Here is a 12,504-nt window from a genome sequence, read left to right on the forward strand (position 1 = left end):
ATTAACGCAAAATTTAAAAACTATGATACTCAATTTAGACCAAAACTTTAAACCATTTGCTGCACGGCAAGAAATCAATTTTCAAAATTTTACTTTTTCAGGAGGAGAGCCACATATCAAAATTAATCCTGATTTTGATGTAACCCAAAAAATCACCATTACACATCGCTTAAATTCTTTCAACGATTTAGGATTATTGTGTATTGCAGTTGATGCTTTGCGCAGAATGGATGTAAGGAATATAGATCTTTTTATCCCCTATTTCCCTGCTGCAAGACAAGATAGAGTTATGATTAAAGGAGAGCCATTATCGGTAAAAGTGTATGCCGATATTATTAATGGAATGCAATTCGATAAAGTGTTTGTATTTGATGCACATTCTGAAGTCACCCCTGCATTAGTAAACAACTGTGAAGTGATTCCGAATCATACTTTTATTGAAACGGTTGTAAAAGCAATTGGAAACGAAGTCAAATTAATTTCTCCAGATGGAGGTGCTTTGAAGAAAATTTATAAAGTTTCAGAATTTCTAGGCGGAGTTGAAGTAGTGGAATGCAGTAAAAGCCGAGATGTAAAAACTGGAAGATTATCTGGTTTTAAAGTCTATAATGACGATTTGCAGGGAATGGATTGTCTGATCGTAGATGACATTTGTGACGGTGGCGGAACTTTTGTGGGTCTTGCTGAAGAGCTGAAAAACAAGAATGCCGGTAAGTTATATTTGGCGGTAAGCCACGGGATTTTTAATAAAGGATTTGCTGTTTTGGATTGTTTTGAGAAAATATTTACTACCAATTCATTTAAAGATTTTGAAGGAGAACGTGTTGAAGTGATAGGATTAAATCAATTGATATGAAATACGATATAAAAGATATAGCTCCCGAAAGTAAATTTTTGTTTTTCTGGGGGCATCAACCTTCAAAAGATGGAATTATAACCAAAACCTGTTTTAGTCAATGGTGGGTCAGCCCATTTATAGTGGACGGAATTACCTATAAAACAGCAGAACATTGGATGATGGCAAAAAAAGCGGAACTGTTTAACGACAATGAAGTTTTAGAAAAAATAATTCAAGCGAATTCTCCTGCCGAGGCCAAAAAATTAGGACGAGAAGTGAAGAATTATGATGATGTACTTTGGTTAGCTAACAGATACGAAATTGTAAAACAAGGCAATTTTCATAAGTTCAGTCAACATTCAGATGTAAAAGAATTTCTTATAAATACTAAAGAAAGAATTTTGGTAGAGGCGAGTCCAGTTGATGCTATTTGGGGAATAGGGATGGCAGGTGATCATAAAGATGTTTTGAATCCTGAGAAATGGCGAGGATTAAATTTATTAGGTTTTGCATTGATGGAAGTTAGAGATGAATTGATCGGAATAAATATTTAGAAATGAAAATTACTTTAATTAAAGGTGATATTACAACTGTCAAAGTCGATGCAATTGTCAATGCAGCAAACACTTCACTGCTAGGATGAGGCGGAGTTGACGGAGCAATTCACAGAAAAGGAGGAAAAGCAATTTTGGACGAATGTGTCAAAATTCGCAACAAACAAGGCGGTTGTAAAGTAGGCGAAGCTGTAATTACAACAGCAGGTAATTTGCCATCAAAATATGTAATTCATACTGTTGGACCTGTTTGGAATGGAGACAAAGAAGAAAAGAAAATGTTATTAGCAAATTGTTATAAAAGCTGTTTAACAATTGCCGAAAATCAAAATTTAAAATCAATCGCTTTTCCAAATATAAGTACAGGAATTTATCATTTTCCAAAAGATAAAGCGGCAGAAATCGCCATTGAAACGGTAAAGTCATTTCAATTTAATTCAATTGAAGAAGTGGTATTTGTTTGTTTTGATGATGAGAATTATGATTTGTATAAAAAGATTTTGATCTAAAAATCAAACATTATGAAAGAAAAAAAAATAAATACTATAAGTAAATTCTTGAGTTTGGTTCTGCGCCACGCTCCAGAAACTATTCAATTGCAATTGGATAAAAATGGTTGGGCAAACGTGGATGAATTAATAATTCAGTCCCACCAATTTGGAAAAGAATTTGATTTTGGTTTGTTAGAAGAGGTTGTTGAAACTAATGATAAAAAGAGATTTACGTTCAACGTGGATTTAACTAAGATAAGAGCTAACCAAGGACATTCGATTGACGTTGAACTGAACTTAAAAGAGTCAGAACCTAAAGATTTCTTGTACCACGGGACAGTCGAAAAATTTATTGATTCCATAAAAAAAGAAGGTTTACAAAAAATGAGTAGACAGTATGTTCATTTAAGTAAAGATAAAGAGACCGCAATAAAAGTAGGAAGCAGAAGAGGAGAGCCAATTGTTTTAAAAATTAATGCTCCAAAAATGTTTTTAGATGGATATAAATTCTATCTCTCCGAAAACAATGTTTGGTTAATTGATGAAGTACCTGCAACATATATTGATTTTGGATCATGAAAAGAACATTAGTTATTGGTGATATTCATGGAGGATTAAAAGGATTGATCCAGTTATTAGAACTTGTAAAAGTGTCCAAAACGGATAAATTAATTTTTCTTGGGGACTATGTAGACGGATGGTCAGAATCTGCTCAAGTGATCAATTTTTTAATAGAATTGTCTCAAAAGTATTCTTGTGTTTTTATTAAAGGAAATCATGATGTGTGGTGTCAAGATTGGTTGATCAATCAAGAAATAAATGATATTTGGTTTTTACATGGTGGAAAATCGACTATTGACAGTTATCAAAATGTTGATCTTTCAACAAAAGAGAAGCACCTTGATTTTTTTGCGAAGATGAAAGATTATTATGTTGATGAAAATAATAATTTATTTATTCATGCGGGTTTTTCATCTATGCATGGGCCAGAAAAAGAGCATTATACTACTAATTATACTTGGGATAGGACGCTCTGGGAAATGGCTTTGACAATGGATAAAAGAATTAAGAAAGATTCTCTTTCCTATCCAAAAAGGTTATTGATTTATAATGAAATTTATATTGGACATACACCTACACTAAATTATAATATTGAGGTACCAATGCAAGGATGTAATGTCTGGAATATCGACACAGGAGCTGGTTTTTATGGAAAACTGTCATGTCTTGATATTGAAACTAAAACATTCTGGCAAAGCGATGTTGTGCAGTCATTATATCCAAAAGAAAACGGAAGAAATAAATAAAAAATTGACTTAAAAAGCAATACAATGGATAACAAAATCAAATCAGGTTTATTCGGATTAGCAATAGGAGATGCATTAGGAGTTCCAGTAGAGTTTAAAACCAGAGATTTTTTAAGAAACAATCCAGTTCAGGATATGATGGGGTTTATGTGTTGGAATCAACCTCCTGGAACATTTAGTGACGATAGTTCATTGGCTTTTTGTACAGCTGAAAGTTTATGCAAAGGTTATGATATCGAAGATATGGCAACAACTTTTATTAAATGGATGCAGGACGGATACTGGGGAGCGCATCATAAAGTATTTGATATAGGAGGTACTACAAGATATTCTTTGGCAAGAGTCGTAAAAGGTGAATCGGCCAGATTTTCGGGTAATTTTTTTGAAGAAGATAACGGTAACGGATCTTTAATGAGAATACTGCCTTTAGTTTTTCATCTTCATAAAGAAACAGATATCGAAATTATTTACAAAAAAGTAAAAGCAGTTTCATCAATTACACATGCCCATTTTCGTTCGGTATTTGCTTGCTTTATTTATGTAATTTATTGCTTAGAAATCTTGGATGGAAAAGACAAAACAGAAGCATATAAGGAAATGCAAAAAATCATTGCAGTATTTTTAATAGACAAGAAATTTAATCCCATTGAAATTCAATTGTTCGATAGAGTTTTAAAAAATAATATTGCTGAATATCCTGAAAATGAAATTCACTCATCTGGTTATGTTCTTCATAGTTTAGAAGCGAGTTTGTACTGTTTTTTAAATTCTAATTCCTATGAAGAAACAGTTTTGAAAGCAGTTAATTTTGGAGGTGATACAGACACAACAGGAACTATTTCTGGTGGTCTAGCCGGTATTTATTATGGAATTGAAAATATTCCAAAAAAATGGATTGAAAATTTAGTCAGAACAAATGATATTAAAGATTTAGCAGAACGATTATCAAAAAAAATAAATTAAAAAACATGAACCCACTATTATTAACAGACGGTTACAAAGTTGACCACAAAAGGCAATATCCTGACGGAACGACATTAGTATATTCTAATTGGACTCCAAGAAAATCGAGAATTGAGGGTATTGATAAAGTTGTGTTTTTTGGATTGCAATATTTCCTAAAAAAATACATCATTCAAGATTTTGATTTGCATTTTTTCAAACAGCCAAAAGAAGAAGTGGTAAAAAAATATGCCCGCAGAATCAACAATTATTTGGGCGAAAACCAAGTCGGTACCAAACATATTGAAGATTTGCACGATTTGGGATATATCCCGATGGTTTTCAAAGCCTTGCCAGAAGGAGCCAGCGTGCCTATTCGCATACCTATGTTCACAATGTACAATACGATTCCTGAGTTTTTCTGGTTAACCAATTATTTTGAAACATTGCTTTCTGCGGTAATTTGGTTGCCTTGTAATTCGGCTACAATAGCAAAGCAATATCGTATTGTTTTAGACAAATATGCCGAAGAAACGTCTTCAATGCCAGAGTTTGTTGATTGGCAAGGACATGATTTCTCCATGCGAGGAATGGGCGGTATCGAAGCAGCGGTAACATCTGCCGCGGGGCATTTATTGAGTTTTACAGGTTCGGATACGATTCCTGCCATTGATTTTTTTGAAGAGTATTACAATGCCAATTCTGACACTGAATTAATAGCTGGTTCTGTTGCTGCAACTGAACATTCTGTAATGTGTATGGGTACTACCGAAGGAGAATATGAAACGTTCAAAAGATTAATTTGTGAGGTCTATCCAAAAGGAATCGTTTCTATCGTTTCAGATACTTGGGATTTATGGAAAGTGTTAACAGATTATTTACCTCGATTGAAAGATGAAATTGTTTCAAGAGAAGGAAAAGTAGTGGTGCGTCCAGACAGTGGAGATCCAGTTGACATTATTTGCGGTAATCCAAATGGTAAAACTGAACAAGAAAAGAAAGGGGTAATAGAATTGCTTTGGGATGTTTTTGGTGGCACAGTAAATGCAAAAGGATTTAAAGAATTAGTTCCTCAAATAGGAGCTATTTATGGAGACAGTATTACCGTAACTAGAGCAACGGCCATTTGTGAACGATTAAAAGCTAAAGGGTTTGCTTCTACTAATGTGGTTCTTGGAATTGGGTCATTTACCTATCAATACAATACAAGAGATACTTTTGGCTTTGCAATGAAAGCGACTTATGGAGAAGTAAACAGAGAAGGAAGAGCTATTTTTAAAGACCCGATTACGGATGATGGTACCAAAAAATCAGCCAAAGGATTAATGAAAATAGAATTGGTTGATGGGCAATATACTTTAACAGATGAAGTGTCTTGGGAAGAAGAACAAAAAGGGGAATTGAAAGAAGTTTTTAGAGATGGAAAACTTTTAATTGACTTAAGTTTATCGGAGATTCGGAGTCAAGTAAAGAACAGTTTGTTGTAGCCAACTTTGTAAAAATAGAAAGCCTAAATGTAAATTTTCATTTAGGCTTTTTTTGATTTTATTTCTTATAAAAATTATTATGATCAATGTACTCCCAAACTTTTGCAGGCAACAGCGGTTGAATGTTTTTTCCTTTTTTGATGTTGTCACGGATAAAAGTTGCTGAAATCTCTACAACAGGCGCATCAATAAGGTGAATTTTTGGGTGGTTTTTAAACTCCAAATTTTCCTCTTCGGATGAGATTCGTGGATACACATAAATGTCATGACGCTCAAGGATTACTTCGTAGTTTTTCCATTTATGTAACGACTTCAAATTGTCTTCTCCCATGATTAAGGAGAATTCGTAGTTAGGATATTTTTCCTCTAAGTGGACAAGAGTATTTACCGTATAATTAGGTTGTGGTAGTTTAAATTCTATATCCGAAGGCTTGATTTTAGGAAAATCTTCTGTGGCTAGATGGACCATTTGCAAACGATGGTAATCATCGAGTAACGTACTTTTTTTCTTTAAAGGATTATGTGGGGTAACGACCATCCAAATTTGATCTAAATCAGAATGCTCTGCCATGTGATTGGCAATGATAAGATGCCCAACATGAATGGGATTAAACGTTCCGAAATAAAGTCCGATTTTCATTAATTTAAAGATTTAAAAATTTAATGATTTAAAGATTAGAAATAATTTTTGAATTTTTCAATTCTTTAATTTTTAAATCTTTTAATCCTCAACAAAATCCTTCACCAATTGATATGCTTCTTCAAGTGCAACAGGCAAATCATAGTTTTTAATAATCACATCAAATTGTGGCGCAGTTGCAAGTTCTACTGATGCCTTAGCGATACGCATATTGATTTTATCATCACTTTCAGTGGAGCGTTCCTTCAATCGTCTTTTGAGTTCATCCACGCTTGGTGGTTTTACAAAAACAGCAAGAGTTTCCTCTGGAAATTTATGTTTGATGCGCAATCCGCCGGCTACATCAATATCAAAAATTACATTTTTACCGAGTGCCCAAATGCGTTCTACTTCGCTTTTTAAAGTTCCGTAAAAATTGTCTCTATAAACTTCTTCCCATTCTACGAAATCCTCGTTTTTAATGTGTGTTTTAAAATCTTTAAGCGACATAAAATAGTAATCCTTGCCACTTACTTCTTCGCCACGAGCCTCGCGCGTAGCTGCTGATATAGAAAACTCTAAATTCAAGTCTTCTTGTTTTAATAAATGCCTAACTATAGTAGTTTTTCCTGAACCTGAGGGTGCAGAGAATACGATTAATTTTCCTTTTTTCATTATTTTAAAATATCAGGCCAGTAGTACTTAGTATTTATGGACTAATGACTAAGTTCTAATGACTTTTATAGTACATTCAATACCTGCTCCTTAATTTTTTCCAATTCGTCTTTCATCTGAACGACTAATTTTTGCATTTGTGCGTGATTTGATTTGGAACCCATTGTATTAATTTCACGTCCCATTTCTTGAGTTATAAAACCTAATTTTCTACCGTTAGCTTCGGTTCCGTTGATAGTTTCCAAGAAATAATCGAGGTGATTCGTCAAACGTACTTTTTCTTCGGTGATGTCTAGTTTCTCTAAGTAGTAAATCAATTCTTGTTCAAATCGATTTTCATCTACATTGACTTTCAATTCGGCAATAGCAGTTTGCAAACGATCTTTTATGGCTTGAACACGCTCAGGGTCAAGCGCGAGTGCCTCGGTCATGTATTGACGAATATTTCCAATACGCAATTGGAATTCTTTTTCAAGTGACATACCTTCATCTCTTCTAAAATTCAAGATGTTTTGCAACGCTTCTTCGATAACCGTCTGGATTTGAATCCAATCGTTTTCATCAATTTCTTCGCGTTCTATTTTCATGGTATCTGGCATGCGAACCGCCATTTTCATCAATTCGGTTTCATCAGCTTGTGGGTATACTTCACGCAATTGACTGATGTATGCTTTCACAATCGGTACATTGACTTTGGTAGAAGTTTGTTCAGCAGTGCTTTCCATAAAGATAGAAAAATCAACTTTGCCTCGTTCTAGTTTTAAAGCAATTTGGTTGCGCAAACCCAGTTCCATTTCGCGGTACAGCGAAGGCATGCGAACATTTAAATCCAAACCTTTACTATTCAAGGATTTTACTTCGACTGTTATTTTTTTGGTTGGTAGTTGCAAAGTCGCTTTACCAAAACCGGTCATTGATTGTATCATATCATTTTATAAAAAGAGCTCAAAGATAAGGAAAAACTTTTTCAGTCTCAGTCTCAGTTTTTAGTGTGTGGTCTTCATTCTTCATTCTCAGTTTTCAGCGACCAAATTCGTAATCTAAACTCAATTTTTAATTTCCTTTTTACAACTGCCCACTGTAAACTAATTCTTTTTCATCGTCACCAAATAAACGCCAATAAAAATCAAAACTGCCGAACCTATTTTTACCAAACTCAACTCATCTTTACCCAAACTGATGGCAAAAATGGTTGCAAATAAAGGTTGTAAATAGATAAAAACGGCCACGGTTGTTGGTTTTAATTCTTTCATCGAAAGCAAATTCAATAAATACGTGAAGAAAGTCGAAAAAATCACTACAAATCCTATTTTCCATCCAATAGCTGCGGGTACTACAGACCAATCAACGGCTTGAAATTGGCTCCAGCCAAAAGGCAAAACCATTAAAAAACCAAACAAATAAATCCATTTTACAAACGTGAAGGCATTGTATTTATCCATCAATTTTTTGACTACAATAAGATAGAATCCATACGAAATGGCATTGACCAAAACGAGGAAATTCCCCAATCCAGCATTGGTAGCATTGCCAATAGACTTGCCGTATAAAATTAAAAACGCAGTTCCTATAAGTCCTAGGATGATTCCAAAAACTTTTCTTTTTTGCATACGTTCTTTCATGATAATGGCCGAAAGTGTCAATACAATCATGGGAGTAGACACCATAATTACTGCTGCACTTATGGGCGAAGTCAAGCTTAATCCTTTAAAAAAAGTAAGCATATTAAAGGCCACACCAAAAAAAGCAGCCGCTATAATTCGAGGAAAATCACCAATCTCAATTTTTTCCTTTGGCATAAAAAGCCAAACCAACCAAAACAAAATCACCGAACCTCCTACACGCAGCAAAATAAACCCATACGCATCAATGTAAGCCGGCATAACATCCTTTGCAATGGTAAAGGTTACACCATAAATAATGGAGACCAGTGTAGCGCCAATGAGCGCGAGATTTCTTTTAGACATGGGCAAGAGCAAGATTTACTTGATGCATGTTTTGCTGGCTGTTGCCAATGTAGATTTTGTCTTTGATAATAAATACTGGACGACTCAAAAACGTATAATGTTCCAAAATGTATTTTTTGTAATCGTCTTCGGTTAAGGATTTATTTTTCAAATCCATTGATTTGTAAAGCTGTGCTTTTTTACTAAAAAGTGCTTCGTAACTGCCTGCAAGTTCGCGCATTTGCTCTAATTCTTCCAGCGTAATGGGGTCTTGTTTGATATCGTGAAATTTAAAATCATGTTCTTTAGGTAATGATTTTATAATTTTTCTGCACGTGTCGCATGATGCGAGATAGTATATTTTGTCCATGGATATCATAATTTCTTTGTGCAAAGAAAATTCATTTGACACTGAAAATGATTATTTTTATAGAAAAAATAAAAAAATGCATCAAACATTTGATATTGCCAAAGCAAGTAGAAAAGTGTTGTCACAATTTCTGGAAAACTATACTTTGGAACAACTTAATAAAATAGCTCCGGGATTTAACAACAATTTGATTTGGAATATCGCCCACATTGTGGTTACACAACAAAGGTTAGTTTATAAATTTTCGGGAATGCCTATGATTATATCAGACGAATTATTCGAAAAATACAAAGGTGGAACCAAGCCACTTCAAGATGTTGCAAAAGCTGAGGTTGAAGAAATCCGCTCATTGCTTTTTGAAACTATTAATCAAACCGAAGCTGATTTTAATAATAAATTCTTTAAAGACTATCAGGAGTATACCACCTCAATAGGCCTGACTATTAAAAACATTGAAGATGCATTATCTTTTAATAACTATCATGAGGCGCTACACATGGGCATCATTATGAGTATTAGAAAGTTTGTATAAGTCAAAAAATGATTATTTTTATAGAAAATTTAAAAAATCATGAAGCAATTATTTGAGGTAGCTACCACCAGTAGAAAAATGATTTCGAAATTCTTAGATAGCTATACGCTGGATCAATTGAATGCCATACCACAAGGATTCAACAATAATTTAATCTGGAACATTGGGCACATTGTTGTCTCCCAACAAATGCTAGTGTATAAACTTTCGGGTTTACCTATGTTAGTTTCAGAGGAATTGGTGGAGAAGTATAAAAAAGGAACCCGCCCAGAAGTTGATGTTACACAAGCCGAAGTAGACGAAATGAAGGCCTTATTGTTTGCAACTATAGCGCAAACCCAACTAGATTATGACCAGAAAAAGTTTGTTACTTACATGGAGTATACCACTTCTACCGGTGATCACGTCCTGCAAAATGCCGAAGATGCTATGGCTTTCAGTAATTTCCATGAAGGCTTACATATAGGCAATATGCTCATGATCCGAAAGTTTATTTAGGAGCCATATCCCGCCATCCGTTTCATCTCTGGCCCAAAATCCTTTTTTTCTAAGGCATAAAAGGAGCTTCCTGCGGTCGCTCTTTTCTACCAAGAAAAAATAGGATTTTGGGCCAGAGTATTTTCACTACTGTCGGGGCTAGGGAATAGCGCTTTGTTGATAAAGATGTTTTGTAAAGCAGACTGATCTTTTTTTACTTCAATTTCAAATAGGATTCTATTGTTGCGTACGATAGCAATAATTCTTTTGGGCCATCGGCATAGGATGCTGCTTCGTAGGAGTTGTAATAAAGCAGTAATCCTTTATCTGTGTAAAAAATATTTTGAGGAAGCGCAAATTTATCCTCTTCAAACATCAGTCCTGTAGCGTTTATAGATGCTGTACTTGGGATTTTGTATTTGGCTCTAAATTTCTTTTCGGCGAAAGCCACAAAGGCAGCCTTGTTCTTAAAAATAGCTTCATTTGAAATGGTCTTACCTGTTGATGGGTCAAACAATAAAGAACGCAAACCTTGATAGCCATGAGCGCCTCCCGTATCGGTGTAATGATTGATTTCTAAATTCAAAATCCCTTCTGATTGATACCCTACTTTTCCCGTTACAGTAGCCTCCCAGCCAGTAGTTTCGCTAGGAAAATCTTGATGTAATTTCTCGTAGGAGTCAATAAAAGCGGTGGTTAAATCTTTATAATTTGTTGCGTCATATGGCTTTTCACCAAAATAAACAATCTCTTTTAAAACCGAAAATACTTTTTGGTTAATACTATCGGCTACCACAAAATTGTCTTGTGCAACTGGAATTTTGATACTGATTTTAGTACAGTTTTCTCTGCAAGCAATCTTCGATTTTTTTTCGAAAGAAACAGAAGTAAAGTGAAGCTCCTTTGTACAACTAGTTAAAAAAAGGAATAGTACTCCAAAAACGAAATAAGGTTTCATTTGTAATTTGTTAATTATATACAAAGGTATCAACTTGTAGCTTGGTTAAAATAAATTAAAGGGTAAATTTGTGAAACATTTAGGTAATAAAATCAAACGATATGAAATTCAATACAAAGGTAATCCACGGTGGGCAACACCATGATCCAAGTACAGGAGCAGTTATGCCGCCAGTATATCAAACATCAACATTTGTACAAACCAGTCCAGGTCAGCCATTAAATCCAGATTATGAATACAGTAGGGCTGCAAATCCTACCAGAAGCGCTCTTGAAAACGCTTTGGCAAGTATTGAGAACGGAACTCGTGGATTGGCTTTTTCATCAGGATTAGCGGCTACTGATTGTGTGTTGCGATCTTTCAAAGCAGGAGACGAAATCATTGCTATGGATGATTTATATGGAGGAACGTACCGCATGTTTACGCGTATTTATAAAGATTCAGGAATAAAATTCCATTTTGTTGATATGAATGACTTGGAAAAATTCAAGTCGTTAATCAATGAAAATACAAAGATGGTTTGGGTAGAAACGCCAACCAATCCTTTAATGAAACTAGCCGATATTCAGGAAATTGCAAAAATCACGAAGGAAAACAACATTCTTTTTGCTGTTGATAACACCTTTGCAACACCATATTTGCAAAAACCATTAGACTTAGGAGCTGATATTGTAATGCATTCTGCTACCAAATATTTAGGCGGACACTCTGATGTTATTGCGGGAGCTTTGATTGTAAAAGATGAAGCGCTAGGAGCACAATTGCATTTTCAACAATTTGCTACCGGAGCTACACTTGGACCCATGGATAGCTTCTTAGTACTTAGAGGGATAAAAACGTTACACTTGCGCGTACAAAGACATTGCGAAAATGGAGCTAAGGTGGTTGAGTTTTTAAACAATCATCCAAAAGTAAAAACAGTATATTATCCTGGATTGCCAAGCCATCCCTATCATGAAATTGCCAAAAAACAAATGAGTGGTTTTGGCGGAATGGTATCTTTTACATTTGTATCTGGTAAAAAAGAGGATGCAATTGACTTTCTTGAAAAAGTTAAGGTATTTACTCTCGCCGAATCTCTTGGTGGCGTAGAGTCTTTAGCCAATCATCCAGCGTTGATGACACACGCATCTATCCCTGAAGATAAACGTAAGGAAATTGGAATTACGGATGATTTGGTTCGTTTGAGCGTAGGTATCGAGGATGCCGATGATTTAATCGAAGACTTGAAACAAGCATTGGCTTAAAATAAAAAACAAACCCCAAAACAGAAAATAATGTTTTGGGGTTTGTTTTATAGGTAAGGTG

Annotated in this window: 15 protein-coding genes and 1 pseudogene; 10 read left to right on the plus strand and 6 right to left on the minus strand. The window is 34.7% G+C overall.

Features of this window, described 5'->3' with window-relative positions:
- Positions 1-22: 22 nt before the first annotated feature.
- From prs to DNC80_RS08560, 7 genes and pseudogenes are all read left to right on the plus strand, one after another.
- Positions 23-856 (plus strand): ribose-phosphate diphosphokinase, encoded by an 834-nt coding sequence (gene prs, locus DNC80_RS08530; protein ID WP_182650827.1) that lies wholly within the window; start codon positions 23-25, stop codon positions 854-856.
- Positions 853-1,392, plus strand: coding sequence for an NADAR family protein (locus DNC80_RS08535; RefSeq protein WP_182650829.1), 540 nt, complete (start codon positions 853-855; stop codon positions 1,390-1,392). The genes prs and DNC80_RS08535 overlap by 4 nt, the downstream gene beginning before the upstream one ends.
- A gap of 101 nt (positions 1,393-1,493) precedes the next feature.
- Positions 1,494-1,901 (plus strand): annotated as a pseudogene (locus DNC80_RS08540) (macro domain-containing protein); the annotation flags it as partial.
- A gap of 12 nt (positions 1,902-1,913) precedes the next feature.
- Complete coding sequence (locus DNC80_RS08545) at positions 1,914-2,462, plus strand: RNA 2'-phosphotransferase (protein WP_182650831.1); 549 nt, start codon at positions 1,914-1,916, stop codon at positions 2,460-2,462.
- Positions 2,459-3,190, plus strand: a complete 732-nt coding sequence (locus DNC80_RS08550; RefSeq protein WP_182650833.1) for a metallophosphoesterase family protein — start codon at positions 2,459-2,461, stop codon at positions 3,188-3,190. The genes DNC80_RS08545 and DNC80_RS08550 overlap by 4 nt, the downstream gene beginning before the upstream one ends.
- 24 nt (positions 3,191-3,214) lie before the next feature.
- Positions 3,215-4,153 carry an ADP-ribosylglycohydrolase family protein gene (locus DNC80_RS08555; RefSeq protein ID WP_182650835.1) on the plus strand — a complete coding sequence of 313 codons (939 nt, stop codon included), beginning with the start codon at positions 3,215-3,217 and terminating at the stop codon, positions 4,151-4,153.
- Between the two features lie 5 nt (positions 4,154-4,158).
- Positions 4,159-5,619, plus strand: a complete 1,461-nt coding sequence (locus DNC80_RS08560) for a nicotinate phosphoribosyltransferase (RefSeq protein ID WP_182650837.1) — start codon at positions 4,159-4,161, stop codon at positions 5,617-5,619.
- 58 nt (positions 5,620-5,677) lie between these two features.
- Here DNC80_RS08560 and nadD read toward each other — a convergent pair whose 3' ends face one another.
- From nadD to DNC80_RS08585, 5 genes are all read right to left on the minus strand, one after another.
- On the minus strand, positions 5,678-6,259 hold the full coding sequence (gene nadD, locus DNC80_RS08565) for a nicotinate (nicotinamide) nucleotide adenylyltransferase (protein WP_182650839.1): 582 nt from the start codon (positions 6,257-6,259) through the stop codon (positions 5,678-5,680).
- An 81-nt stretch (positions 6,260-6,340) separates the two neighbouring features.
- A complete protein-coding gene (gene gmk / locus DNC80_RS08570; RefSeq protein WP_086453268.1) occupies positions 6,341-6,913 on the minus strand; it encodes a guanylate kinase in 573 nt (190 codons plus the stop codon).
- Between the two features lie 65 nt (positions 6,914-6,978).
- Positions 6,979-7,839 carry a YicC/YloC family endoribonuclease gene (locus tag DNC80_RS08575; protein WP_182650841.1) on the minus strand — a complete coding sequence of 287 codons (861 nt, stop codon included), beginning with the start codon at positions 7,837-7,839 and terminating at the stop codon, positions 6,979-6,981.
- A 159-nt stretch (positions 7,840-7,998) separates the two neighbouring features.
- The gene (locus tag DNC80_RS08580; RefSeq protein ID WP_182650843.1) at positions 7,999-8,880 is read right to left on the minus strand and encodes a DMT family transporter; all 882 of its coding nucleotides are present in this window, start codon (positions 8,878-8,880) and stop codon (positions 7,999-8,001) included.
- Complete coding sequence (locus DNC80_RS08585) at positions 8,873-9,229, minus strand: arsenate reductase family protein (protein ID WP_158730335.1); 357 nt, start codon at positions 9,227-9,229, stop codon at positions 8,873-8,875. Before DNC80_RS08585 ends, DNC80_RS08580 begins: the two co-directional genes overlap by 8 nt.
- Before the next feature lie 76 nt (positions 9,230-9,305).
- Here DNC80_RS08585 and DNC80_RS08590 point away from each other — a divergent pair, with 76 nt between their 5' ends.
- The gene (locus DNC80_RS08590) at positions 9,306-9,761 is read left to right on the plus strand and encodes a DinB family protein (protein WP_182650881.1); all 456 of its coding nucleotides are present in this window, start codon (positions 9,306-9,308) and stop codon (positions 9,759-9,761) included.
- A 39-nt stretch (positions 9,762-9,800) separates the two neighbouring features.
- Positions 9,801-10,259: a DinB family protein gene (locus tag DNC80_RS08595; RefSeq protein WP_182650845.1), complete on the plus strand. Its 459-nt coding sequence runs from the start codon at positions 9,801-9,803 to the stop codon at positions 10,257-10,259.
- A gap of 193 nt (positions 10,260-10,452) precedes the next feature.
- On the opposite strand, the gene DNC80_RS08600 is transcribed toward DNC80_RS08595, so the two are convergent.
- Positions 10,453-11,196, minus strand: a complete 744-nt coding sequence (locus DNC80_RS08600) for a DUF3298 and DUF4163 domain-containing protein (protein WP_182650847.1) — start codon at positions 11,194-11,196, stop codon at positions 10,453-10,455.
- A gap of 101 nt (positions 11,197-11,297) precedes the next feature.
- On the opposite strand from DNC80_RS08600, the gene DNC80_RS08605 reads away from it, so the two are divergent.
- Entirely contained in the window at positions 11,298-12,443 is a 1,146-nt protein-coding gene (locus DNC80_RS08605; RefSeq protein WP_144890282.1) for a cystathionine gamma-synthase, read from the plus strand.
- Positions 12,444-12,504: the final 61 nt, after the last annotated feature.

It is taken from the genome of Flavobacterium sp. SOK18b, assembly GCF_014156605.1.
GTDB lineage: Bacteria > Bacteroidota > Bacteroidia > Flavobacteriales > Flavobacteriaceae > Flavobacterium > Flavobacterium tiangeerense.